Below are 25,403 nucleotides of genomic sequence, written 5' to 3' on the forward strand. Positions count from 1 at the left end.
CCAACCTACGAAGGACACGCCGGCATGATCCGCCGCGCCGCCGAACTCATCGACCAGGCCCGCCGCCCCATCATCATCGCCGGCCACGGCGTCATCTGGTCCGACGCCCAAGAAGAACTCGTCGCCCTCGCCGAAAAAGCCGAAATCCCCGTCATCACCACCTTCCTCGGCATCGGCGCCTTCCCCGAAGCCCATCGCCTCTCCTACGGCTGGCTCGGCATGCACGGCATGTACTACGCCAACATGGCCGCCGACAACGCCGACCTCGTCATCGGCATCGGCATGCGCTTCGACGACCGCGCCATGGGCCGCTTCAAAGACTTCAACCCAGGCGTCAAAATCATCCACATCGACATCGACCCCGCAGAAATCGGCAAAAACTTCCCCACCACCGTCCCCATCGTCGGCAGCGCCAAAAACGTCCTCCCACGCCTCACCGAACACGTCAGCCAAGCACACCACACCGAATGGCTCGCCTGGATCGACCAGGTCCGCGAAGAACACCCCAGCCTCCACATCCGCGAAAGCCGCCGCATGCTCCCCCAGTACGTCGTGCGCACCCTCTACGAAGAAACCCAGGGCAACGCCACCATCGTCACCGGCGTCGGCCAACACCAAATGTGGGCCGGCCAGCACTACTTCTACAAACGCCCCCGCCAGCTCATCTCCTCCGGCGGCCTCGGCACCATGGGCTTCGAACTCCCAGGCGCCATCGGCGCCCAAATCGCCCTCCCCCATGCCGAAGTCTGGGCCATCTGCGGCGATGGCGGCTTCCAAATGACCATGCAAGAACTCGCCGTCGTCGTCGACGAAAACCTCCCCCTCAAAATCGCCATCTTCAACAACGGCTACCTCGGCATGGTCCGCCAGTGGCAGCAACTCTTCTACGACCGCAACTTCGTCGCCGTCGCCATGACCCAGCCCGACTTCTGCAAAATCGCCGACGCCTACGGCATCCGCGCCATCCGCGTCGAAACCAAAGCCGAAGTCGCACCAGCCATCCGCGAAGCCCGCGCCCACAACGGCCCCATCCTCCTCGACTTCATGATCGACCAAGAAGAAAACGTCTGGCCCATGGTCCCCGCCGGCGCTGCCCTCTCCGAAACCATCGAAGCCCCCGCCGAGGAGCTCGCCCGGTGAACCCCACACTCAACGGACACACCCCCCGCAAACGCGCCAACCACCACACCGTCGTCGCCATCGTCGAAGACAAACCCGGCGTCCTCATGCGCGTCGCCAGCCTCTTCCGCCGGCGCGGCTTCAACATCGAATCCCTCACCGTCGGCCACTCCGAAATGCCCGGCCTCAGCCGCATGACCATCGTCGTCGACGGCGATAGCGCACCCGTCGAACAAGTCGAAAAACAACTCTACAAACTCATCGACGTCATCAAAGTCAGCGACCTCAGCCAAGAAGACATCGTCGCCCGCGAACTCGCCATGATCAAAGTTCGCTGCAACAACCTCAACCGCCACGAACTACTCGACATCGCCAACGTCTTCCGCGCCGACGTCGTCGACATCGCCACCAACTCCATCATCCTCCAAGTCGTCGGCGACGAAGACAAAATCGACGGCCTCATCAAAATGTGCGAACCCTACGGCATCCGCGAACTCTCCCGCACCGGACGCATCGCCATGGTCCGCGGCACCAAAACCACCACCGTCCACGAACCCGAGCCCGAGCGCATCGCCCGCATCCACCAGACCCAGGGCCGCCGCGTCGAAGGCGAACTCCCCTTCTCCAGCGACTGAGCCCACCACCCCCCAAACCCCCGGGGGCGCCCCCTCAGCCGGCGCCCCCTCCCTCACCCCCAACACCCTCGTCCCCTCCCAGCGCGTGGCCCGGCCCCTCCAGCCCGTGCCTCGCCCGCTCCCGCGCCTGCAGCTCACCAATCGCCTCCGCCGACCGATTGAAAATCTGCGGAACCTCCCAGCCGTTCAGCCCCGCATACGTATCGATCTGGCTCCGATGGTGAATATCGTGCTCCACCATCATCGCCAAAATCCGCCAGCCCGAAAGCCAACCATCGCCATCGATCATCCGCACCCGCCGCTCCAGCCACCCATCCGGCGTGCCCAAAAGCAGCTCCCGAAACCGCAGAAAGCTCCCCTCCAACGCAGGCAGCCAAAGCTCACGCCGGCTCACATCCGGAGGCTCCGGGCTCACCCAACCCCGGCCCAAATACGCGCTCGCAAAATACAACCGCGAGCCACACATATGCCCAACCAGCTGATTGATACTCCACGCCCGCTCACCCTCACCCGTCGAAGGCCGCCACCCATCCGCCTCCGGCGGCAACGCCCCGATATCCCGCATCGCCCTGCGGTTCACCCCCTCGAAATACCGAAGAAACCCATCCACCGAACAGAACATCGCACCACTCCATCGGCCGCCATTGCTCCAGCCAGCCAGCCGCCCCATCCTACCCCACAACCCACAACCCGGCGGACCCATGATACGGCTCGAAATCACCCCCCGCGGCCTCCTCACCATCGCCCTCCTCGCCGTCGGCCTCTGGTTCCTCCAACAACTCTGGCCCCTCCTCCTCATCGTCACCACCTCCTTCATCTTCATGGCCGCACTCCTCCCCTACGTCGAATGGCTCGTCCGCCGCGGCATCAACCGCGTCGCCGCCGTCCTCCTCATGCTCCTCCTCCTCATCCTCGTCCTCGGCTCCATGATCGCCATCGTCGCCCCCGCCGTCATCGACGAATTCCGCGACCTCCGAAACAACCTCCCCGATTACGCCGCCGACGTCGAAACCTTCGCCGCCGACCTCGGCTTCAACACCGAACGCTGGGACCTCCCCGAACGCGCCGCAGAAATCGACTGGAACCGCATCATCAGCGGCAGCCAAGTCGTCGATTACGGCCAGCGCGTCCTCGTCGGCATCCTCACCGGACTCACCATCGCCGTCATCACCGCCTACCTCCTCGTCGAAACCCACCGCCTCCGCACCTTCCTCTTCCGCTTCATCCCCCCAGAGCGCGAAGCCGATGCCCACCACTTCCTCCGCGCCCTCGAACGCGTCGTCGGCGGCTACGTCCGCGGCCAGCTCATCACCTCCCTCATCATCGGCCTCTACACCACCATCGTCCTCCTCCTCACCGGAGTTCCCAACGCCGTCGCCTTCGGCGTCCTCGCCGCATTCGCCGATATCATCCCCCTCGTCGGCGCCTTCATCGCCGTCGTCCCGGCCACCATCGCCGCCTTCCAAGAATCCCCCACCCAAGCCCTCATCGTCCTCACCGCCCTCCTCATCTACCAGCAATTCGAAGACCGGCTCCTCGTCCCACGCATCTACGGCCAGACCCTCAACTTGCCCGCCCTCGTCGTCCTCCTCGCCGTCCTCGCCGGCGCCGAGCTCATGGGCATCGTCGGCGTCCTCCTCGCCCTCCCCGCCGCAGCCGCAGCCCGCGTCGTCCTCGACTACTACCTCGAACGCCGCACCGGCAGCCCCACCGGCCTCGAAAGCCCCCAAGTCCTCGCCCCCGACGACCCGCCCCTCAGCTCCTGACCTCCGACCGCAACGCCCCCAGATCCAACGCAAAACGCTCGAACGCCGGCAACCGTACCCGCATCGTCCGGGCAATCCCCACCTCACCCCCCCGCCCCAGGCGCCACCCCACCAACAACACCGTCACCCACCAAAGCAGCGAAGCCCGCACCAACGCCGGCAGCAGCCCAAACTCCTGATTCGAAACCGGCCGCAAACTCGCATACCCATCGAACAACGCCTGCGCAAACCGCATCTCCAACGGACCGAACGGCATCAAAAGCGGCGCAAAATCACACAGCGCCGCATCCCGCCGCGCGAACTCCCAATCCACCACCCCCGTCAACTCCCCACCCAGCCAGAGCACATTCCTCGGCGAAAAATCCCCGTGAATCGGCTGCTCCCGCAAATCCGGATACCCCAACCGCGAAAGCTCCCGGAGATTCCGGTAGCGCTCCCGTCGGATCTCCCGCGCCAACTCCCCGTACTCCACCTCGAACGCCGCCAAAAGCCCATTGAACGGCCCCACCCCCGCCGCCTCCGTCAACACATCCAACTCCCAAACCTTCCCCAACCCCGGCCGTTGCTCCCCAGGAGCCAGCGCCGCCAAATCGCGATGAAGCCGCGCCAACAAACGGCCATGCACCCGCCACGAAGCCACCGACCGCAACCCACGAGGCATCCCCGGGAGCAACTCCTCGCACGTCCAGACATCCCCATCGGCCACCACCCACCGAGCCCCATCCAGCGCCACCAACCCCGAAGCCGTCGGCCACCCCATCGTCCCCAGCGCCTCCCGCAACCCCACCTCCCAGCTCCACCCCTCCGGCGGTCCCGGCAGCCGACGCCGCTTCAGCAACCACCGCCGCTCGCCCGAAACCACCCAACGACCCGGCCCACCCAGCGCGAACGCCTCCCGCCCCGCCAGCCCGAACGCCGCCAAAACCTCGCCCGGCGGAACATCACCCACCATCGCCAACCATCCTGCCCTCCCCTGGCCGCCGAGTCGAGTCCGCCCAGAAGACAGGCGGGGCGCCCGTCACCGAGCGCCCCGCCCCTCCGCGCAACCCGTCGCGCGCCGCTACTTCTGCAGAATATGAATCGTGCAGGCCGAGCAGAGCCCGATTACGTGCGCCAGCCCCACCTTCGATCCCTCCACCTGCCGCTGGCCCGCCTGCCCGCGCAGATGGAACACAATCTCCGCGATATTCGCCACCCCCGTCGCCCCCAGCGGGTGACCCTTCGAAAGCAACCCGCCCGAAGCGTTCACCACCGCCTTCGTCTTCGGCTGGTACGTCTTGTCCCGGAACGGAGCCACATCCTCCTCGTACTTCGTCGGGATCCGATTCCCCAGCCACGGCGCGCCACTCGCAACGTGCATCGCCGCCTCCCCATCACCGCAGAGCCCGAGATTCTCGTAGTGGAGCAGCTCCGCCGTCGCGAAACAGTCGTGCAGCTCCACCTGATCCAGATCCTCCGGCCCAATCCCCGCCTGCTCGTAGGCCAACTTCGCCGCACTCCGAGTCAGCGTATTGATGTCGGGCAGCGTCAGGTCCCGATCCGTGAACGGGTCGCTCGTCAGCACACTCGCCGCCACCTTGATCGGCTGCGTCGTGAACTGCCGCGCCTTCTCCATCGTCGTCAAAATCGCCGCCGCCGCCCCATCCCCAGTCGGACAGCACATCAGCAGCGTATTCGGGTACGCAATCATCCGGCTGTTCAGCACCTCATCCAGTGGCGACTCCTTCTGGTACTGCGCCAGCGGATTCATCGTGCTGTGCCAGTGATTCTTCACACTCGCCAACGCGAAGTGTTCCTGCCTCGTCCCATACTTCCGCGCGTGCTCCATGCCCGCCATGCCGAACACCGCCGGCATCATGTACGAGCCCACACGCCCCTCCAAGCTCGTCGCCGGGTCCCCGCGCGAACCAAGCAGACCCTGCTTCCCCATCTGCTCCGAGCCCACCGCCATCACCACATCGTACGCACCCGAGGCCACCGCGAAGTACGCCTCCCGGAACGCCGTCGAGCCCGTCGCACACGCATTCGCCACGTTCACCACCGGAATCCCCGTCTGGCCCACCTGCTGCAGAATCCGCTGCCCCGAGCCCGACGTCTGGTACAGATTCCCGCTGTACAGCGCCTCCACCTGCTTCATCTCCATGCCCGCGTCCTTCAGCGCCTCCAGCACCGCCTGCGCCGAAAGCTGAGCGAAATCCCGGTCCGCATAGCGGCCGAACTTGATCATCGAAATGCCAACGATAGCGACTTCGCGCACTGCCATGTACCTCCTTCGCGCGCCTGGGCCTATTGCCCGTCCTCGATCGGCTTGAACCGGTAAGCGATGTACGAATTCCCCTCCCGGTCCTCCGAAACCTTCTCCGTGAACATCTTCACCCGCATGCCGAACCGCATATTCTCCGGCTTCGGCTCTATCCCGACGATGTTCGTGTTCACGCTCCCGCCCCCATCCAGGTCCACCACCGCCGCGATGTAGGGAGCCTGCACATACGGCGTCGCCTGATGAATGATCGTCCACACATACACCGACCCCGTATCGGCCAGCCGGACCGTCTCGAACGGCCCATCGCTGCTGCAGACCCCACAGAAGAGCCGCGGGCCGACATACTTCGTCCCACACCGCTTGCACACAGAACCGTTCAAATAATCCTGGTCGCGCGTTTCACCGAGCGTCAGGTGCGGCACCAGTGGGCGAATCTCGCCCTGCGTTGCTGTCGCTTCTGCCAATCCTGGACCTCCTTCTCGTATCTGCCCGGGAAGATGATCCGCTCACAGCGAGTGCGCCCCGGGGCCAGGGCATCGCCGCCCCGTATTGTTCGCCCCCCGTAAACCGCTGTCAACGAACCCTCACCCCTCCGCCCCCTCCCCACCGGTACGCCCCACCGCCATCGCACGCAGAATCCGCACCAACAGCGGCATCCACCCCTCGCCAGCGCCCACCCGGTCCACCCGCACCTGCTTCGGCCCCACCAACACCAACGTTCGCAGCCCCAGCCGCTCCACCCGCGCCCGAAGCTCCGGCGTCGTCCCACCCCGCACATAGAGATGGAACATCTGCTCGTCCGTCTTGATCGCCTCCACCCCCGCCCGCCGCGCCAAATTCCGCACCAACGCCACAAAGAGCAGATTCTCCACCGCCAACGGCAACGGCCCGAACCGGTCCCGCAGCTCATCGCGCATCTCCGCCACCGCCTCCGGCGATTCCAGCTGCGCCATCCGCTGATACAAATTCAGCCGCGCATGCACATCGCCAACGTAACTCTCCGGGATGTGCGCACTCAGCGGCAGGTCGATCACCGGCGGAGGAGGCTCCGACACCACCGCAGCCCCAACCTCCTCACCCATCCCACGCTTCAGCGCCGCAACCGCCTCCCCCACCAGCTTCGTGTACAGCTCGAACCCTACCTCCGCAATGTGGCCACTCTGCTCCGTGCCCAGCACATTCCCCGCCCCACGGATCTCCAGGTCGCGCAGCGCCAACTGAAACCCCGCCCCCAGCTCCGTCGCCTCGAAAATCGCCTCCAGCCGCTTCTGCGCCACCTCGCTCAACGGCCGGTCCCGGTCGTACAACAAATACGCATACGCACGGTTCGCCGACCGCCCCACCCGCCCCCGCAGCTGGTACAGCTGCGCCAGCCCCAGCCGATGCGCCTCGTCGATAATGATTGTATTCGCATTCGGAATATCGAGCCCACTCTCGATGATCGTCGTGCAAACCAGCACATCGTGCTCACCCGCTTGGAACTCCAGCATCACCCGCTCGAGCTGCTCCTCCGGCATCTGCCCGTGCCCAATCGCCACGTCCGCCTCCGGCACCAACGCCATCACCCGCCGGGCAACACGCTCGATATCCTGCACCCGATTGTGCACAAAAAACACCTGGCCCCCGCGCTGCAGCTCCCGCTCGATAGCCTCGCGCAAAATCTCATCGTCCCAGGTCATCACATACGTCCGGATCGGCTGACGCTCCTCCGGCGGCGTCATGATCGTGCTCATATCGCGAATGCCCACCAGCGACATCTGCAACGTCCGCGGAATCGGCGTCGCCGAAAGCGTCAGCGTATCCACCTCCGCCCGCATCTGACGTAACCGCTCCTTGTGGCTCACCCCGAACCGCTGCTCCTCATCGATCACCACCAGCCCCAAATCCTTGAAAACCACATCCCGCTGCAACAGCCGATGCGTCCCCACCACGATATCCACCTCCCCCGCCGCCAAATCCCGGAGAATGCGCCGCTGCTCCTCCACCGACCGAAAACGCGAAAGCACCTCCACCCGAACCGGAAACCCGGCCATCCGCTCACGAAACGTCTCGCCGTGTTGCTCCGCCAACACCGTCGTCGGAACCAGAACCGCCACCTGCTTCCCATCCATCACGGCCTTGAACGCCGCCCGGACCGCAACCTCCGTCTTCCCGTACCCCACGTCCCCACAGATCAGCCGGTCCATCGGCCGCGGCCGCTCCATATCCGCCTTCACCTCCGCAATCGCCGCCAACTGGTCATTCGTTTCCACGAACGGAAACGAAGCCTCCATCTCCAATTGCCACGGCGTATCCTCCCTGAAGGCATGGCCCCGCACGAGCTGGCGCCTCGCATACAACTCCAACAGGTCGTGCGCCATCTCCACCACCGCCTGCTTCACCCGCCGCTTCGAGCGCGCCCAATCCTGCGTCCCGAGCCGCGTCAGCGCCGGCGGGTGGTCGCTCGGCCCGACATAGCGACTGATCGCCTCCAGCTGGTCCGCCGGTACATAGAGTCGGTCCCCCTCCGCGTACTGCAGCTCCAGATACTCCCGCTCGACCCCATCCACCGCCCGCCGCACCAAGCCCCCATAGCGCGCAATCCCATGGTCCGCGTGCACCACGAAATCGCCCACCTCGAGGCTCGCCACAAGATCCGCACGGACCCCATGGACCGCCCGCATCGGCCTCCGCCGCTTCCGAAAACCGAAAATCTCCGCATCGGCCAGCACCACCGTGCCCAGGGCCGTCACCACCCCGCTCGATAACGCCGCCGGCACCAGCGCCACGCTCCCAGCCGCGAGAGCCGACGAGAGCGTCCGCGACTTCGAACACACCACACCCTCCTTCTCGAACACATCCGCCAGCCGCAGCGCCTGCAGCGACGCCACCGCCACCCGCCTCCCCTCCCGCCGCCACGCCTCCACCTGCTGCGCCACCACCCGCAGCCGCCCACCGAACCCCGGCGCCGCCCCGAGCGCGAGCTCGCGAACCCCGCGCTCCGCCGAGCCGAACCGTTCCAACACAACGTCCGCCCGCGCCACCAATGCCCCCGCGGCGAGCTCCGGCTCCGGCCGCAGATCTGGGAGCCCGCTCGGAATCGCTCCCCGCTCCTCCTGCTCCGCCCTTGCACGCCGCTCGTACTCCTGCGCCTGCTCCAGAGCACGAACCCCCTCCTCCGGGTCGATCACCGCCACCAACGCCTTCGGCCCGAGGTGGTCCAGCGCCGTCGAGCGGAAAAGAAGCGGCTCCAAGAACTGATGAAACGCCGTCCGACCACCAGCAGCCACCGCCTCCACCTCCTCCACCACCGCCTCCGCCCCCTCCCCCCTCGCCACCAGTCGCTTCGCCAGCTCCCGCGCCGCCGCCCGCCCCGCCCCCAGCGACGTCGCAACCGGCGGGATCAGCACCCGCTCCACCCGCCCCTTGCTTCGCTGCGTCGCAAGGTCCACCACCCGGATGCTCTCCACCACGTCGCCGAAAAACTCCACCCGGACCGGATGCTCGAATCCTGCCGGAAACACATCGATCAGCCCCCCGCGACGAGCCACCCTCCCCGGCGCGTCCGCCAGCGGCTCGACCACATACCCCGCCCCCTCCAGCCAAGCCACCACGTCTCCCGGACGAGCCGGTCGCCCCACCTCCAGCGACAAGTCCTCCGCCTCCGGCGCCGGCGGCGCCACGTATTCCGTCACCGCCGCCCACGAAGCCACCACCGTCACCCGTTCCCCGCCCGCCAGCGCCCGGAGCGCACGGCCCCGCTCCACCCCCGCAGACGGATCGTCGCGAACGAACTCGTACGGCAACGCGTCCCGCTGCGGCATCCGGACCACCGGCCCATCGCTCAACAGCTCCAAGTCCTCGGCCAGCGTCTGCGCCGCCAGCGCCGTCGGCGCCACCGCCAACACCGGACCATCGTGACTCGCCGCAAGCGCCGCCACCACATACGCTCGCGCACCTTCCGGCACCGAAAGGCGCGCGCCGCCCTCCCCGCCACGCAGCAGCGGGGCTAGCTCCTCGGCGATCGCGGCCGTCACGCCCGCGAGTTCACCAGCCAGCACCGAACCCTCGGCGGCAGCAGCCGCCACCCCTCCACTTTACCGCTTTACCGCCCGGTAGCGCCCACAGCCACGCAAACCGCTACCCCTCCCCACCCGGCGAAAGCGTTACCGCATCACCGCCCACCCATGCATTGCAAAATGTTGTCGATGAGAGCGAGTATCAGCGATGCCCTCCGCCGCGCTCGTGCTACGATCCTCACGTGGCCACCAACCACCGCCGCCGCCGCGCCCTCCTCCTCGGCCTCCTCCTCACCCTCGCATTCGCCGTCGCTCAGGCCCTCGTCGGCTTCGCCTTCGGCTCCGTTGCCCTCGTCTCCGATGCTGGCCACATGGTCACCGATGCCGCCGGCCTCGCGCTCGCCCTCCTTGCAGCCACCATCGCCGCTCGCCCTCCCGACGCGCGCCGAACCTTCGGCTACGCGCGCGTCGAAGTCCTCGCTGTCCCCCTCCACGTCGCGCTCCTCGCCGCCATCGCCGTGCTCATCGTCTACGAAGCCATCGGCCGGCTCGACGGCGAGACCACCGTCCAGACCGGCCCCGTCCTCCTCACCGCCCTCGCCGGCCTCGGCGTCAACCTCCTCGTCCTGCGCATCCTCCACGGCCACAGCCACGAAAACCTCAACGTCCGCGGCGCCGCCCTCGAAGCCTTCGCCGACGCCCTCGGCTCCGTCCTCGTCATCGCCTCCGCCGCAGCCATCGCTCTCGGCGCCACCCCCGCCCTCGATGCCATCGCAGCCATCCTGATCGCCGCGCTCATCCTCCCCCGCGCCCTCGACCTCTTCCGTCAGGCCGCATCCATCCTGCTCGAAAGCGCCCCCCCAGGGCTCGACCCCCGCACCATCGCCGCCGCCGCCCGCGAAGTCCGCGGCGTCGTCGACCTCCACGACGTCCACGTCTGGAGCATCGCCCCCTCCTTCCCTGCCCTTGCCGCGCACGTCGAACTCAACGACGCCAGCTGCACCGAACACGTCCTCACCGACCTCGCCACCCTCATGCGCGAACGATTCGGCATCGCCCACGTCACCTTCCAACCCGAAACCCCCGCTCTCCACCTCGTCATGGAGTGCTGCTCCAGCCCCGACGCAGCCCTCCTCGACCCCGCCCACCCACACCAGCTCACCCGCTGATGCCCCGCATCACACGGCGCCGGTTCCTCCTCGGCTCCAGCGTCATCGCCGCCACCGCCGCCGGCGGAGCCCTCCTCGCCGCCCGCACCAGGACCCCTCCAACCTCCACCCCGCCCGCCCACCCCACCCCCCTCCCATCCACCGCGCCCACCCCCACACCCCTCCCACGCGGCGGCACCCTCACCATCGCGACCACCGGCTCCCTCCAAGCCGACACCTTCGACGTCCTCCGGACCGGCATCCCGGCCGCCATCGAGATCCTCGGACGCGTTCACGCCCGCCTCCTCCAGTGGGCCGACCCAGCCGCCGCCATCCTCGGGCCCGACCTCGCCACCGCCTTCGAACAGCCCGATCCCCAAACCCTCCTCCTCCGCCTCGACCCCCGCGGCCGCTGGCACGATGCCCCACCCCTCGACGGCCGGCCCGTCGCCCCCGAGGAGGTCCGCGCAAGCCTCGAACGGCTCGCCGCAGCCGCCCGCCGCGCCGACACCCTCGCCGGCCGCCGATCCGCCCCCCTCGCCGATATCGCCCGCGTCGAGCTCCCCCAACCCGGCCTCCTCCGGCTCGTCCTCCACCAACCCTCCCCCCTCCTCACCACCGCCCTCGCCGGCGAGTACGCCCTCCTCCAGCATCCCGACCTCGTTGACCGCTTCGATCCCGAGGTCCCGCTCGATTCCACCCTCCTCGCCGGCTGCGGCCCCTGGCGCCTCGACGCCTTCGACAGCGCCAGCGCCCGTTTCGTCGCCCAGATCGGTGGCCATCGGACGCCACTCCTCGATTCGCTCACCGTCACCTCGCCGTTCGACGTCGTCGAACGCTACCGCGCCGGCCACCTCGACGAATTCCCGGCCTTCGACCCGCGCGACGCCGACTCCGCCCGCGCCCTACCCGAAATCCAACAGCTCCGGACCTTTCTCCGCGAACCCGTCATCTCCACCTTCGCCACCTCCGCCCCACCGTGGTCCGACACTCGCCTGCTCGATGCCATCTCCGGCGCCCTCGACCGCCATTGGCTCGCAGCCACGCTCTTTGCCGGTCGAGCCCAGCCCTCCGGACCACTCCCGCCGGTCTACGCCGCTACCCTCGACGCCCAAGCCCTCGCTCCCTTCCCGGGCTTCTCCACCGATCCCGACGCCGACGCGCGCGCCGCCCGCCAGCGCTGGGAAGCCGCCAACGGCCCCGCCCTGGGCACCATCGTCATCGACTTCCCCGCCATCTTCGACCCTCGCTACGCCGCCGCCGCCCACATCGTCCGCCGCCTCGCAACCGTGCTCGGGCCCCAGTTCCAACCCGCAATCGAGCGCTACCCCACCATCGCCGAGCGTATCGAACAGGGCTACTACGGCAACGGCCGGGCCGCCTTCTGGTTCGGGTGGGCAGCCGCGCTCCCTTCCCCCGACCCCCGCGAGGCCCTCCTCCAACTGCACGGTCATGCCCTCGACCCCGCCGCACACCGCCAAATCCTCGATGGCCAGCCCTCCGCCCTCGCCGAACTCCAGCGAAACCTCCTCGCCGGCTTCCCCTCCGGCGTCATCCCCTGGATCCAGCAAACCATCGAAATCTTCCGCCGCCCCGACACCTTCGGACCGACCCCATCACCATTCTGGGATGGCCAGCGCGACATCTCACGTTACCGCGCACCCTGAACAGCCTAGCCGTTCCTCCGAAGCCCCCGCTCCGCAATACTGGGGAATGCATGGACCCCCTTCCCATCGTGCTCTTCACCGCCGGCATCGCACTCCTCATCGTCGGCGCAGAGTCCCTCGTCCGCGGAGCCGGCCACCTCGCGCTCGCCATCGGCGTCTCGCCGCTCGTCGTCGGCCTCACCGTCGTCGCCTTCGGCACCAGCTCGCCCGAGCTCGCCGTCAGCGTCTCCGCCTCCTACGGCGGCCAGGCCGACCTCGCCGTGGGAAACGTCGTCGGTAGCAGCATCTTCAACATCCTCGTCATCCTCGGCGTCTCCGCCCTCGCCGCCCCCCTCGTCGTCCACCAACAGCTCGTCCGTTTCGAAGTCCCCCTGATGATCGCCGTCTCTGCCCTCACCCTCCTCCTCGCGCTCGATGGCGGTATCCAGCCCTGGGAAGGCCTTCTCCTCCTCCTCGGCATCGTCGCCTACACCTGGTGGGCCATCCGCAAAAGTCGCAGCGAATCGAACGAAGTCCGCAACGAATACGAAGCCGAAATCGACCGGCGCCCCGTCGACCCCCGCAACGTCGCGCTCGACCTCCTCCTTATCGTCGCCGGGCTCGGCATGCTCGTCCTCGGCTCCGAATGGTTCACCGATGGCGCCGTCGAAATCGCCGAGTTCCTCGGCGTCAGCGAACTCGTCATCGGCCTCACCATCGTCGCCGCAGGCACCTCCATGCCCGAGCTCGCCACCTCCGTCGTCGCCGCCCTCCGCGGCGAACGCGACATCGCCGTCGGCAACGCCGTCGGCAGCAACCTCTTCAACCTCCTCTGCGTCCTCGGCGCCTCCGCGCTCGTATCCTCCGGCGGGCTCCCAGTCGCCGATTCCGCCCTCCGCTTCGACCTCCCAGTCATGGTCGCCGTCGCCGTCGCTAGCCTCCCGATCTTCTTCACCGGCTACGTCATCACCCGCGCCAACGGACTGCTCTTCCTCGCACTCTACGCCGCCTACACCGCCTACCTCCTCCTCGACGCCTCCGGACACGACGCCCTCGATGCCTACTCCACCGTCATGCTCGGCTTCATCCTCCCCGTCATCGCCATCCTCACCCTCGCCGACGCCGTCCGCTACTACCTCGCCGGCCGCAAAAACCAAAACGCCGGGGCCTGAACCACCCCGGCGTCCGCCGCCGACCACCAGCACCCGACCGTCAGCTCACCTCCACCACCTCGAGGCCCCACACAGGGCGGAACCGCCACGTCCGAATGCCCGCCACCCGGATCTTGTGCTTCTTCAAGAGCTGCTTCACCTGCGGCACCGTCCCCGCCGGCACGTACAGATACAGCGGCCCGATCTTCGACATCGGCAGCCAATCGTTCGCCGCGGCATCATCGGTCAACGTATCCGCCATCTCCACCTCCGCCATCATCCGCAGAAAAAGCCCCGGCTTGTGCACCACCACGATATCGGGCACAAGCTCCCGCCCGTTCGCCTCCCCCACCGATAGCCGCGGCGTCGGCACGTTCACGATCGTCTCGTAATCCGGAAACTCCTCGTTCGGAAAGGGGAACTTCACCTTCGCGATCTCCGCCACCGTCCCCTGATGACGGAGCTCACTGAGCTGCTTCACGGTCACGCGAAAATGCCCTCCGCAGTGGCGCTACCGAAAATTCTACGAGTGGCCCTCCCCTCGGTCGAACGCCCAGCCCCTACGGCCCTGCCGCCGCCACCTCCGGCCGGACCAGCGCCCGGAACTGCTCGAAGTTCGCCGCGAAGCGCTCCGCCAACCCCCGGTACACCCGATCGTACTCGTCCGGGTCCGCCCACATCGCACGCGGGTCCAGCAGCCGCCCATCCACCCCCGGCACCGCCAGCGGCACCTCGAAGCCAAACACCGGATCCCGTCGAAACGCCGCGTCCACCAACCCATCGTTCAAAATCGCCCGCACCATCTTCCGCGTCTCGAGGATCGCGATCCGCTTCCCCACCCCATACCTCCCGCCCGTCCAGCCCGTATTCACGAGCCACGTCTGCGCCCCCGTCATCCGCAGCCGCTGCTCCAACAGCTCCGCATAGACCGTCGGGTTCAGCGCCATGAACGGCGCCCCGTAGCACGGGCTGAACGTCACCTCCGGGTCCTTCAGCCCCACCTCCGTGCCCGCCAACTTGCACGTATACCCCGAAAGAAAATGGTAGAGCGCCTGCTCCGGCGTCAGCCGCGCGATCGGCGGCATCACCCCGAACGCATCCGCAGTCAGCAAAATCACGTGCGACGGGTGCGGCGCCACCGGCTCCAAATAGACGTGCTTCAGCGATTCCAGCGGGTAGCTCCCCCGCGTGTTCTCCGTAATGCTGTCATCGTCCAGGTCCACCTCCCGAGTCTCCTCGTCGAAAATGACGTTCTCCAAAATCGTCCCGAACTCGTGCGTCTGCTCGAAAATGTCCGGCTCAGCCTCCTTCGAAAGCCGGATCGTCTTCGCGTAACACCCACCCTCGATATTGAACACCCCGCGCTCCGTCCACGCGTGCTCATCGTCGCCCACGAGCAGCCGCTCCGGGTCCGTGCTCAGCGTCGTCTTCCCAGTCCCCGAAAGACCGAAAAACAGCGCCGACCTCCCCGTCCGCGGGTCCACGTTCGCCGCCGAATGGAGCGAAAGCGTGCCCTCCAGCGGAAGGTAGTAGTTCATCGCCGTGAAGACCGCCTTCTTCATCTCCCCCGCATACGCCGTCCCAGCGATCAGAATGATCCCCTCCGTCAAATTCAGCGCCACCACCGCATCGCTCCGCACCCCGTCCTCCACACCCTCCAGGTGCAAAAACGGACAGTGAATGATCGTGATGTCCGCCCGCTCGTCGAACGGCCGCTTCTCCGACGGAATGAACATCGTCCGCGCGAACAGCGAGTGATACGCCTGCTCCGTGATCACCCGCACCCTCTTCCGGTGTGCCGGATCCTGCGAGACCACCGTATCCTGCACAAAAATCTCCCGCCCCTGCAGGTACCGCATCGCCTTCGCCACCAACCGCTCGAACGTCTCCACCGGCAACGGCTGGTTGTGCTTTCCCCACCAAACGTGCTCCGAAATCTCCGGCGTCCTCACCACGAACTTGTCCTGCGGGCTACGCCCCGTGCGCTCCCCGCTGAACACCGCGAACGTGCCACCCTGCAACAGCTTCCCTTCCCGCCGCCGCACCGCATACTCGTACAACACCGGCACGGAAAGGTTGTGGTGAATCTCGGCAGCGTTCGCAATGATCGCGCTGCCCACATTGCTCGGCGCCGGGGAAATAGCCATGGCCTCTGCTTCCACTTCCGATCGAGGATTGCCCCCAAGCCTAGCGGAAGCCTACCATTCTGTGAATAGCTCGACTCTCTGCTATAGCCTGAACCGATAATCTCCCGCCCCGCCGTCCATACCCCCTACGCAGCCCGGACACCCACCGGCTCGCCCGTCACCAGCTCCATCAGCGCATCCACCTGCTTCATCAGCGCCGCGAACGCAGGCGTCGGCACGCGCTCCGTCCCCGGAGCCGGCGGGCAGATATACCCCGGCAAAAGCCCATTCCCCACCACATACCGGTCCGCCATCGCCACGCACCCGGCCAGCGTCTGATTACTGTCCAGCGGCTCGTGGTGGCCACCGATCGCCTCGCAGATCCCCTCCGGCAGCTTCCACTTACGGGCCAACCGCTCACCCGTCGCCGCGTGGTCGAAGCCCAACTCCGCCTCCACATCCTCCAGCGAACGGTCCTCCGCCAACGCGCGCGCCACCGCTTGGTCCACCAACGCCGGATCGCTGTAGAACAACGCCAGCCGCCCCATGTTGTGCACGATCCCCGCCGTGAACGCGCTCGGCACATCCACCCGGCGCCCCTCGCCCGCATACTCCGCCGCCCGGAACGCCACCGCGATCGAATGCCGCCAAAACACCTCGATCCGGAAAAGGGCGTTCAACGCGTCCGGCGCATACGCCCCAGCGATCGCCCCGCTGATCGCCAGATTGCGCGCCTGAACGAACCCCAACGTCACCAACGCCTGCTGCACCGACGTAATCTCTCGCATCCGCCGGTAGGCAGCCGAATTCACCACCCGCAGAATCCGGCTACTCAAGCCCGGATCCGCCGAAATCACCAGCGCCAAATCCGACGCCGATGCCTTCGGGTCCTGCGCCACCTGGATAACCCGCAGCGCAACCGCCGGAAGCGGCGGCAGCGCCTCCACCGCAGCCACGACGTCGATCCCCGCACCCGTACGTTCCTGCATCGCTCCACGCCCCTCCCCGACGAGGTTCTCACCCCAGTGTCCCCCTTCCTCCCCCCCAACCACATCGGGGAGTTCCCCGTTTCCCCTGCCGGCAGTTCCCCGACCTTCGCCCCCGCCCGCTCCCGCTAGAGCGGAATATTCCCGTGCTTCTTCGGCGGATTCCGATCAGCCTTGTTCTGGAGCATCTCCAGCGCGCGCACGATCTTCGGACGCGTCTGCCGCGGATCGATCACATCGTCGATGAACCCGCGCCCCGCAGGAATGTACGGGTTCGCGAACTTCTGCCGATACTCCTCGATCAGCTCCTTTCGCCGCGCCTCCGGATCCGGCGCCTGCGCAATCTCGTCCCGATACACCACATTCGCCGCACCATCCGGCCCCATCACCGCAATCTCCCCCGTCGGCCAGGCAAAGTTCATATCCCCCCGCAGGTGCTTCGACGACATCACCAAGTAGGCCCCGCCGTACGCCTTTCGCAACACCACCGCCACCTTCGGCACCGTCGCCTCGCTGTACGCGTACAGCAGCTTCGCCCCATGCGTAATGATCCCGTTGTACTCCTGCGACGTCCCCGGCAAATAGCCCGGAACATCCACCAACGTCACCAGCGGGATATTGAAACAATCGCAAAACCGAACGAACCGCGCCGCCTTCCGGCTCGCATTGATGTCCAGCGAACCCGCCAAATGCATCGGTTGATTCGCCACGAACCCCACACTCCGACCCCCCATCCGGCCGAACCCCACCACAATGTTCGGCGCGAACGCCTCCTGCACCTCCAGAAAATCCCCGTCGTCCACGATCCGGACAATCACCTCGCGCACGTCGTACGGTCGGTTCGGCTCCGCAGGCACGATCGTCAGCAGATCCTCCTCGATCCGATTCACATCATCGTTCGTCGGCACGAACGGCGGGTCCTCCGCATTGTTCGAAGGCAAGAACGAAAGCAATCGCCGAACCTCGGCCAGCGTCGCCTCCTCCCCCGCGATCGCGAAATGCGCCACCCCGCTTCGCGACGCGTGCACATCCGCCCCACCCAGCGTCTCCTGCGTCACCTCCTCCCCCGTCACCGACTTCACCACGTCCGGCCCCGTGATGAACATATAACTCGAGCCCTCCGCCATGAACACGAAGTCCGTGATCGCCGGACTGTACACCGCACCCCCCGCGCACGGCCCCATGATCACACTGATCTGCGGCACCACCCCACTCGCGAGCGTGTTCATCGCAAAAATCTCGCCAAAGCCCCGCAGGCTCTCCGGACCATCCTGAATGCGCGCCCCACCCGAATCCTGAATGCCGATGATCGGCGCCCCCGTCATCATCGCCAGGTCCATCACCTTCAGGATCTTCTCCGCCACCGCCTCGCTCAGCGACCCGCCCGCCACCGTAAAGTCGTACGAAAACACGTACACCGGCCGCCCATCCACCTTCCCCCAGCCCGTCACCACCGCCTCCACATTCCCACCCGCCAGCGAGCCCCGCGGCCGCATCAGCATATCCAGCTCCTCGAACGTCCCCGGATCCAACAACAGATCGATCCGCTCGCGCGCCGTCAGCTTCCCGCGCGCGTGTTGCGCCTCGATCCGCTTCTCGCCACCGCCCAGCGCGGCAGCTTCCTTCAGGGCGATCAACTGCTGGAGCTTCTGCTCAGCCGTCAACTGTTCCGTCATCCTGGCCTCGGCTCGTAGGGGAATCTCGGCCCGCTCGCCAGCTGTTCATGTCGCGGGCCTGCACCGCGAAGATACCACCCGCCGCACTCCCGGGCGATTCACGAACCCCCGGCCGCCCCAGCCTCCGCCGGCTCCGCCCAAAACCGCCCGTTCTCCCGTGCATTTCGCCCCGGGCGCCGCGGCCCCTCCGCCAAAATCCTCACCACCTCCGACCAGGCGCTCGCGAACCCCAACGGCGCACCCAGCGCCGCCTCCGCCTCCTCCACCGTCATCGAATCCAGGAACCGCTCCCCGAAATAGTCCAGGCTCGGCCGCGGCAGAATGTAACAATCCGGCGCGTCCACCCCACGCACCTGGTCCACATAATCCTTCCCGCAGACCAGCCCGCTGACGTTCACCCGCTCCCCGAACACCCGGTTCGTCACCCCACGCACCTCCACACACGCCCCGCTCGCCTCGGAGAACTCCCGCGCCACCGATGCCAGCGTCGGCGCCATCAGCCGCGCCGTGCCGATCACCGCCCGCTTCCCCGCCAGGCGCCGGCGCAGCCCCTCGTCCCGAAGCCTCCGCCGCGTCCGCGCCCAATCATCCAGCATCCGCCGCACCATCCCGATGCCATTCTCGTACTGCGGAAACCCGTCGTACGCCCGCGCCGATGGCACCGGCAGCCCAGCCGTCATGTAGTACTCGTCGCTACACTGCACCACCGTCGCCCCGAACTTCCGCCGAAACTCCCGCTGGAACGGCCGCACCAACCCGATCACCTCCCGCGCGTACGCCGGCGTCGGTCGCTCCAACGGAATACCGTCCCGCTCCATCGCCCACTCCTCCAGCCGCGGGCTCGCCCCCACCGGCACCACGCTCACCGTCAGCACCGTCGGGTAGAGCGCCCCGAGCTCCGCCACCGACCGCGCCAAATGCTCACCATCGTTCACCCCCGGGCAGAGCACGATCTGCGTGTGCGCCTGGATCCCCAGCTCCCCCAACCGGCGCAGCTGCGCCAGAATGTCCGGCGCCTCCGGGTTCGCCAACATTCGGCGCCGCAGCCCCAGCTCCGTCGCATGCACCGAAACATTCAGCGGACTCAGCCGCTGCTCCTCCAGCCGCGCCCAGTCCTCCTCCGTCAAATTCGTCAGCGTCACGAAATTCCCGTGCAAGAACGAGAGCCGGTAATCGTCATCCTTCACGTACAACGTCTTCCGCATCCCCCTCGGAAGCCCCTTCAGAAAACAGAAAAAGCAGTTGTTGTTGCAGAGCAACACCTCGTCCCACGTCGCCCGCTCGAATTCCCAGCCGATGTCCTCGTCGATCGCCTTCTCGAACACAATCAGGTCGTCCAGTCCGTTCGCCTTCCGGACCAGCACCTCCACCTCCGGCTCCGCCGCATAGAACTGCACATCCACCACATCCCGAGGAACCCTCCCATTCACCCGCAGCACCGCATCGCCTGGTTCGAGCCCCGCCAACGCAGCCAGCGAACCCGGCCGCACCCCGCTGATGATCCCAGGCCCAGGAGTCTTTCCCACAGCTCGATTATCCCACGGAACCGGCCCGCGGCCCCGGCCCGCACCGCCCCCTCACCCCGCTCCGCGCCACGGCCCGCACCCTCACTACACTGCCGCCACGTCCCCAACCAGCTCCCGAATGCGCGCCTCCACCGCATCCACCGAAAAATCCGGCGTCGAAGCACCCGCCGTCAGCCCGATCCGCTCCACCCCCACGAACCAAGACGCCTCCAGCTCCTCCGGACCCTCGATATGGAACGCACGCGTGCCCTGCTCCTCCGCTACCTCCCGCAAATGCCGCGTGTTCGCACTCTTCCTCCCGCCCACCACGATCATCACGTCCACCTCACGGGCCAGCGCCGCCGCCGCCTCCTGCTGACCCGTCGTCGCATGGCAGAGCGTGTTCACCACATGAATCTCGAAATTGAAGTCCCGCCGCAACAGCATCAGATTCGCCACGAACTGGGCGAAATCCTCCATCTTATGTGTCGTCTGCGCCATCACCCCGATCTTGTTCGGAAAACCACCGGGAAACTCCTCCACCAATCGTCGCAAGCTCCCGAGATCCGCCTGCGGCACCACCGTCGCGTTCTGCTCCCCGTTCGGCCCACCCGTCCACCCCAGAATACCCCGCACCTCCTTGTGCCCCGGGTCACCGAAGATCAGAACATGCCACCCTTCCCGAGCGAACTTCTGCCCATACCGTTGCGCCCGCGTCACGATCGGGCACGTCGTATCGATAATCTCCAGCCCGCTCGCCTGCAGCTCCTTCACCACCCGCTCCCCCACCCCGTGCGCCGTGATCGCCACACGGCCCCGCCTCACCCGCTCCGCCGTCGCCCGGCCGATATCCCCCTCCACCTCGTCCGGACCCGGCAACTGAACCACCCCCCGCTCCTCCAGCGACCGCACCACGTGCGGGTTGTGAACGATCTCCCCCACACTGAAAACCGGCCGTTCCGGCGAAGCCTCCTCCTCCATAATCTGCACCGCCCGCCGAACGCCCATGCAGAACCCCATGTCACTCGCCCGGATAATCTCGACCATCGTGCCCCCCTGGCGAACCGCCGCTATCACTCCCAGTATAGGGAGCCACATATTCCGGTGGTAACAGCGCGCGGATGGCTTCGAAAATCCGCTCCGTGAGGGCGCTCACCTGCTCCTCGCTCGGGCGCCGCACCGCCGCCACCCGAATCGGCTCCCCGATCGTCACCGAAAACCGCGGCCGGCGCAGCAACACCAACGGATTCCGCAACCGCTCCGTGCCAGTCACCGCACACGGCAGCACCGGCGCCCCCGTCCGCAGCGCGATCAGCGCCGTCCCCGGGTGGGGCCGCCCCAAATACCCCGTGCGCGACCGCGTCCCCTCCGGGAACATCCCCAACACGCCCCCCTGCCGCAGAATCCGCTCCGCATTCAGCATCGCCCCAAGGTCCGCCTCGAACCGCCGCACCGGAAACGCACCCCATAGCCGCGGAATCACCCCGAACGGATACCGGAACAGCTCCACCTTCGCCATCCACCGGATCCGCCGCCGCGCCACCCCAGCCCCCACGATCGGCGGATCCGCATTGTTCAAATGGTTCGAAACCACGATCAATCCCCCCTCCAGCGGCACGTGCTCCCGCCCACGCACCTCCCATCGCGTCACCAACCAGAGCGCCCCACGCAACACGTACGTGCAGCCCCAATAGAACGGCGGCACGAACGTCTCCCACCGCAACCGCGGAACCTTCACGCGCATCCCAACAACTCCAGGGCGTAGCGGATAACCTCCTCCAGCGAGAGGTCCGTCGTATCGATCACCAGCGCATCCTCAGCCGGCCGGAGCGGGCTCGCCGCTCGTGAACTGTCCAGCCGGTCCCGCAGATCGATATCCCGCCGAGCCTCGGCCGCCTCCTGCGGCAGCCCCCACTGCCGCGCCTGCAGACTCCGCCGCGCCGCCCGCGCCTCCGCCGAAGCCTCCAGAAACAGCTTCACCGGCGCATCCGGCAACACCACCGTCCCGATATCCCGCCCCGCCAGAATCGCCGGACCCCGCGCCGCGATCGCCCGCTGCGCCGCGACCATCGCCTCCCGCACCGAAGGCAGCGCACTGTACGCGCTCACATGGTGCTCCACCTCCGGCTCCCGCAGCCGGCCCGTCACATCCCTCCCCCCCAAGAGAATCCGCGTCTCCGCACCCGCCTCCGCACGAATGTCCAGCGTCCGGGCCAACCTCCCAGCCGCCTCGTCCTCGGCCGGTACCCCAGCCTCCAGCGCAGCCAACGTCACCGCCCGATACATCAGGCCCGTGTCCAAAAACAAAAACCCGAATCGCCGCGCCAGCGCCATCCCCAACGAACTCTTCCCCGACGCAGCCGGCCCGTCGATCGCGATCGGCCAGGGAACACAGCGCTCCATCGTCATCGCCGCGATGGTAAACGACCCCGCGGTTCCGTCCTATCCGCCGCCGCAGCCGCCGCCCGCCCCGCCCGGTACAGCGCAGCCACCTCCTCCGGAGTCAGCTCGCGGAACGCCCCGCTCCCCAGCGCCCCCAACCGAAGCGGCCCCACACGCAGCCGCCGCAACACCACAACCCTCCGGCCCAGCGCCGCGAGCATCCGCCGGATCTCCCGGTTCCTCCCTTGCCGCAACGTCACCAGCAGCCAAGCCCCCGCCCCTTCCCCCAGCTCTGGGTCCGGCGGCGGCTCCACCGGCTTGGCCGAAACCGCCCGCAGCCGCTCCCCGTCCACCTCCATGCCCCGCACCATCCGCTCCAAGTCCCGCAGCGAAACCGCCGCATCCACCCCGACCAGATACTCCTTCTCCACCTGGTACCTTGGATGAGTCAGCAAGTCCGTCAGGTGCCCATCGTTCGTCAAGATCACCAGCCCCTCGCTCTCCAGGTCCAGCCGGCCAACCGGGTGCAGCTGCACATCCCCCACCGGAACCAGATCGAGCACCGTCTCCCGCCCCCGGTCGTCCCGCGCCGTCGTCAAGAACCCCCGCGGCTTGTTCAACAGAAAATACCGATACCGCTCGTGCCGAACCGGCTCCCCATCCACCAAAATCTCGTCCGTCTCCGGGTCCGCCCGCGAACCCAGCGTCGTCACCACCTCCCCGTTCACCCGCACCCGCCCCGCGCGGATCAACTCCTCCGCCTGCCGGCGCGATGCCACCCCCGCATTCGAAAGAATCTTCTGCAACCGTTCCACTGCCACACCACCAGTCCACACCCTCCCGCTCACCGACGCAAGATCCGCCACCCGACCCTGCCCGATGCCCCGCCCTCAGCGCGCAATCAGCGGCGCCGCACCCAGATGCGCCCCCGCATCCACGATCAGGAGCTCGCCCGTCACCAGGTCCGCACCCTCGATGAACCAGACCGCAGCCTGCGCCATCTCCTCCGGCGTGCCCGCCCTGCGGAGCGGCGTCGTCCGCTCCTGTTGCGCCAGCGCGGCCTCGTACGCAGCATCGCCCAGCCCACCGCGCAGCCAACGCCCTTGGATGAACCCCGGGCAGATCGCATTCACCCGGATCTCCGGACCCAACGCCCGCGCCAACGAGAGCGTCATCGTATTCAACGCACCCTTCGAAGCCGCATACGCTATCGAGCTCCCAATGCCCATCACCCCCGCAATCGACGAAACGTTCACGATCGCCCCCCGCCCCTGCGCCTTCATCTGCGGCACCACCGCCCGCGTCATCAGGAACGCACCCACCACGTTCACCGCATAGATGCGCTGAAAATCCTCCGCGCTCAGCCCCTCCAGGTCCGCGTGATTCACGAACCTCGTCGCCCCCGCATTGTTGATGAGGCCATCGATCCGTCCCCAACGCTCCACCGCAGCCTGCGCCATCCGTCGACAGTCCCCGTCGTTCGAAACATCCGCCCGCACGAGCAACGTCTCCACCCCGAGCGCCTCGCAGGCGGCCTGCGTCTCCCGAGCTTCCGCCTCCGACTTCGTGTAATTGATCACCACATTGCAGCCCTTGCTCGCCAGCAACCGCGCGCACGCCGCCCCCACCCCCGTCGCCGACCCCGTCACGATCACCACGCCCCCGCGGATGTCCATCGAAACCCACCTCCTGCTCGGAAACCTCGCCCGCTCCCGGCGCCCGCAGTCTACCCGCCCCTACACACCCAGCAAACCCCAGCAGCCACCCTCAGGACGCTCCCCCCGCCCCCCGAAGCGCCCGCACCAGCATCCACGCCCGCTGGAACGCCGTCAGGTTCGAAAGCACCGCCAGCACCACCACCGCCGCCGTTAGCCACCCCAGCAAAAGCCCCAGCCCCAACACCGCGACCCGCTCCTGCCGCCGGAACAGCCCCTCGCGCATCTGCACACCCTCCACCTCCGCCCGCGCGCGGAGGTAGCTCACCGCCACACTCCCCAGCAGCGCCGCATAACACCCCGCCACCTGCCACTCCTCCCCCCGCTCGCCGAAGTACCACGCGCACCCCGCCAACACCACCGCCTCGCTCGCCCGGTCCAGCACCGCATCGAACACCGCGCCATACGCGCTCGCCCTACCCGTCGCCCGAGCAACCGCCCCGTCCACCAAATCCAGCGCCGAAAACAACAGATACACCACCCCCGCCGCGAAGAGATCCCCCCGTGCCACCAGAACCGCCGCCACCACGTTCCCCAGCGCACCCGTCAGCGAAACCATGTTCGGCGTAACGCCCAGCCGACCGACCGAACGGCCAATCGCGTCCTGCACGTCCTGCGGTAGTCGCGTCGGCAGCAGCGAAATCCCCATCAGCGGCCCAACCCGATGACCGCCGCCCGTCGCGCCCGCGTCTCCGCCACCTGTTGGCGCTCGTAAAGGAGCCGCTCGTAATACGACATCACCCGGTGAGCCACATTGTCCCAGCTATAGTGCCGCGCCAGCTCCCGCCCCCGCGCCGCCATCCGGTCCCGAAGCGCAGGATTCCGCAATAGCCGCACCACCGCCTCCGTGATCGCATCGGCGTCCTTCGGACGGACCAGCAGCCCCTCCATCTCGTGCGTCAACACCCCAGCGAACCCCTCGATATTGCTCGCCACCACCGCATCGCCCGCCGCCAGCGCCTCCAACAGCACAATCCCTTGGCTCTCGTTCCCCGTATTCGGCGCGCAAAACACCGTCGAGCTCCGGTGATAGCGCGGCAGATCCGCGTACGGGACATTCGGCCGAAACACCACATCCGGGAACGGCGCCATCACCCGCTCGTACCGCGAAAAATCCCCCGCCCCGACCACGATCAGCCGCGTGTTCGGCTCCAGCTGACGAATCCGCAAATACGCCTTCAAAAGATACTTCAGCCCCTTCCGCTTCTCCGGCCTCCCAACGAACAGAATGTTCCTCTTCCCGTCCATGAACTCCGGCAACGGCTCCGCCGGCCCCGCAAAATGCTC

The 25,403-nt window shown here is 67.3% G+C and carries 23 protein-coding genes; 6 read left to right on the forward strand and 17 right to left on the reverse strand.

Annotation, left to right across the window (positions count from 1 at the left end):
• Both VAE53_RS12725 and ilvN read left to right on the forward strand, forming a co-directional pair.
• Positions 1–1,140: thiamine pyrophosphate-dependent enzyme (locus VAE53_RS12725; protein WP_322819751.1), on the forward strand; the 1,140-nt coding region annotated here is incomplete at its 5' end.
• Positions 1,137–1,754 carry an acetolactate synthase small subunit gene (gene ilvN / locus VAE53_RS12730; protein ID WP_322819752.1) on the forward strand — a complete coding sequence of 206 codons (618 nt, stop codon included), beginning with the start codon at positions 1,137–1,139 and terminating at the stop codon, positions 1,752–1,754. The genes VAE53_RS12725 and ilvN, both read left to right, overlap by 4 nt.
• Before the next feature lie 34 nt (positions 1,755–1,788).
• On the opposite strand, the gene VAE53_RS12735 is transcribed toward ilvN, so the two are convergent.
• Positions 1,789–2,376 carry a DinB family protein gene (locus tag VAE53_RS12735; protein ID WP_322819753.1) on the reverse strand — a complete coding sequence of 196 codons (588 nt, stop codon included), beginning with the start codon at positions 2,374–2,376 and terminating at the stop codon, positions 1,789–1,791.
• Positions 2,377–2,455: 79 nt separating this feature from the next.
• Between VAE53_RS12735 and VAE53_RS12740 the strand changes: the two genes are divergently transcribed.
• Complete coding sequence (locus VAE53_RS12740; protein WP_322819754.1) at positions 2,456–3,520, forward strand: AI-2E family transporter; 1,065 nt, start codon at positions 2,456–2,458, stop codon at positions 3,518–3,520.
• Here VAE53_RS12740 and VAE53_RS12745 read toward each other — a convergent pair.
• From VAE53_RS12745 to mfd, 4 genes are all read right to left on the reverse strand, one after another.
• A complete protein-coding gene (locus tag VAE53_RS12745) occupies positions 3,510–4,472 on the reverse strand; it encodes a phosphotransferase (protein ID WP_322819755.1) in 963 nt (320 codons plus the stop codon). The genes VAE53_RS12740 and VAE53_RS12745 overlap by 11 nt on opposite strands.
• A gap of 108 nt (positions 4,473–4,580) precedes the next feature.
• On the reverse strand, positions 4,581–5,783 hold the full coding sequence (locus tag VAE53_RS12750; RefSeq protein ID WP_322819756.1) for a hypothetical protein: 1,203 nt from the start codon (positions 5,781–5,783) through the stop codon (positions 4,581–4,583).
• Between the two features lie 23 nt (positions 5,784–5,806).
• The gene (locus VAE53_RS12755) at positions 5,807–6,247 is read right to left on the reverse strand and encodes an OB-fold domain-containing protein (RefSeq protein ID WP_322819757.1); all 441 of its coding nucleotides are present in this window, start codon (positions 6,245–6,247) and stop codon (positions 5,807–5,809) included.
• 120 nt (positions 6,248–6,367) lie between these two features.
• Positions 6,368–9,850, reverse strand: coding sequence for a transcription-repair coupling factor (mfd, locus tag VAE53_RS12760; protein ID WP_322819758.1), 3,483 nt, complete (start codon positions 9,848–9,850; stop codon positions 6,368–6,370).
• 173 nt (positions 9,851–10,023) lie between these two features.
• On the opposite strand from mfd, the gene VAE53_RS12765 reads away from it, so the two are divergent.
• From VAE53_RS12765 to VAE53_RS12775, 3 genes are read left to right on the forward strand one after another with little or no spacing between them, the layout of a single operon-like run.
• Complete coding sequence (locus VAE53_RS12765) at positions 10,024–10,950, forward strand: cation diffusion facilitator family transporter (protein ID WP_322819759.1); 927 nt, start codon at positions 10,024–10,026, stop codon at positions 10,948–10,950.
• Positions 10,950–12,596, forward strand: coding sequence for an ABC transporter substrate-binding protein (locus VAE53_RS12770; protein WP_322819760.1), 1,647 nt, complete (start codon positions 10,950–10,952; stop codon positions 12,594–12,596). The genes VAE53_RS12765 and VAE53_RS12770 overlap by 1 nt, the downstream gene beginning before the upstream one ends.
• 50 nt (positions 12,597–12,646) lie before the next feature.
• Complete coding sequence (locus tag VAE53_RS12775) at positions 12,647–13,747, forward strand: calcium/sodium antiporter (RefSeq protein ID WP_322819761.1); 1,101 nt, start codon at positions 12,647–12,649, stop codon at positions 13,745–13,747.
• Positions 13,748–13,787: 40 nt separating this feature from the next.
• On the opposite strand, the gene VAE53_RS12780 is transcribed toward VAE53_RS12775, so the two are convergent.
• The 12 genes from VAE53_RS12780 to VAE53_RS12835 all read right to left on the reverse strand — a co-directional run.
• The gene (locus tag VAE53_RS12780; RefSeq protein ID WP_322819762.1) at positions 13,788–14,213 is read right to left on the reverse strand and encodes a hypothetical protein; all 426 of its coding nucleotides are present in this window, start codon (positions 14,211–14,213) and stop codon (positions 13,788–13,790) included.
• Positions 14,214–14,286: 73 nt separating this feature from the next.
• A complete protein-coding gene (gene pckA / locus VAE53_RS12785; RefSeq protein ID WP_322819763.1) occupies positions 14,287–15,873 on the reverse strand; it encodes a phosphoenolpyruvate carboxykinase (ATP) in 1,587 nt (528 codons plus the stop codon).
• 125 nt (positions 15,874–15,998) lie between these two features.
• Positions 15,999–16,841 (reverse strand): HDOD domain-containing protein, encoded by an 843-nt coding sequence (locus VAE53_RS12790; RefSeq protein ID WP_322819764.1) that lies wholly within the window; start codon positions 16,839–16,841, stop codon positions 15,999–16,001.
• 125 nt (positions 16,842–16,966) lie between these two features.
• Positions 16,967–18,514, reverse strand: a complete 1,548-nt coding sequence (locus tag VAE53_RS12795; RefSeq protein WP_322819765.1) for an acyl-CoA carboxylase subunit beta — start codon at positions 18,512–18,514, stop codon at positions 16,967–16,969.
• 98 nt (positions 18,515–18,612) lie between these two features.
• Positions 18,613–20,040: a DUF512 domain-containing protein gene (locus VAE53_RS12800; RefSeq protein WP_322819766.1), complete on the reverse strand. Its 1,428-nt coding sequence runs from the start codon at positions 20,038–20,040 to the stop codon at positions 18,613–18,615.
• A gap of 84 nt (positions 20,041–20,124) precedes the next feature.
• On the reverse strand, positions 20,125–21,066 hold the full coding sequence (gene ispH, locus VAE53_RS12805; protein ID WP_322819767.1) for a 4-hydroxy-3-methylbut-2-enyl diphosphate reductase: 942 nt from the start codon (positions 21,064–21,066) through the stop codon (positions 20,125–20,127).
• A complete protein-coding gene (locus VAE53_RS12810; protein ID WP_322819768.1) occupies positions 21,041–21,763 on the reverse strand; it encodes a lysophospholipid acyltransferase family protein in 723 nt (240 codons plus the stop codon). Before VAE53_RS12810 ends, ispH begins: the two co-directional genes overlap by 26 nt.
• The gene (cmk, locus tag VAE53_RS12815; RefSeq protein WP_322819769.1) at positions 21,754–22,428 is read right to left on the reverse strand and encodes a (d)CMP kinase; all 675 of its coding nucleotides are present in this window, start codon (positions 22,426–22,428) and stop codon (positions 21,754–21,756) included. Before cmk ends, VAE53_RS12810 begins: the two co-directional genes overlap by 10 nt.
• The gene (locus VAE53_RS12820; protein ID WP_322819770.1) at positions 22,425–23,222 is read right to left on the reverse strand and encodes a pseudouridine synthase; all 798 of its coding nucleotides are present in this window, start codon (positions 23,220–23,222) and stop codon (positions 22,425–22,427) included. Before VAE53_RS12820 ends, cmk begins: the two co-directional genes overlap by 4 nt.
• A 69-nt stretch (positions 23,223–23,291) precedes the next feature.
• Positions 23,292–24,077: an SDR family oxidoreductase gene (locus VAE53_RS12825; RefSeq protein WP_322819771.1), complete on the reverse strand. Its 786-nt coding sequence runs from the start codon at positions 24,075–24,077 to the stop codon at positions 23,292–23,294.
• 91 nt (positions 24,078–24,168) lie between these two features.
• The gene (locus VAE53_RS12830; protein WP_322819772.1) at positions 24,169–24,765 is read right to left on the reverse strand and encodes a CDP-alcohol phosphatidyltransferase family protein; all 597 of its coding nucleotides are present in this window, start codon (positions 24,763–24,765) and stop codon (positions 24,169–24,171) included.
• Positions 24,765–25,403: glycosyltransferase family 4 protein (locus VAE53_RS12835; RefSeq protein WP_322819773.1), on the reverse strand; the 639-nt coding region annotated here is incomplete at its 5' end. The genes VAE53_RS12830 and VAE53_RS12835, both read right to left, overlap by 1 nt.

It is taken from the genome of Tepidiforma sp. (genome assembly GCF_034432735.1).
In the GTDB taxonomy this organism is placed as follows: domain Bacteria; phylum Chloroflexota; class Dehalococcoidia; order Tepidiformales; family Tepidiformaceae; genus Tepidiforma.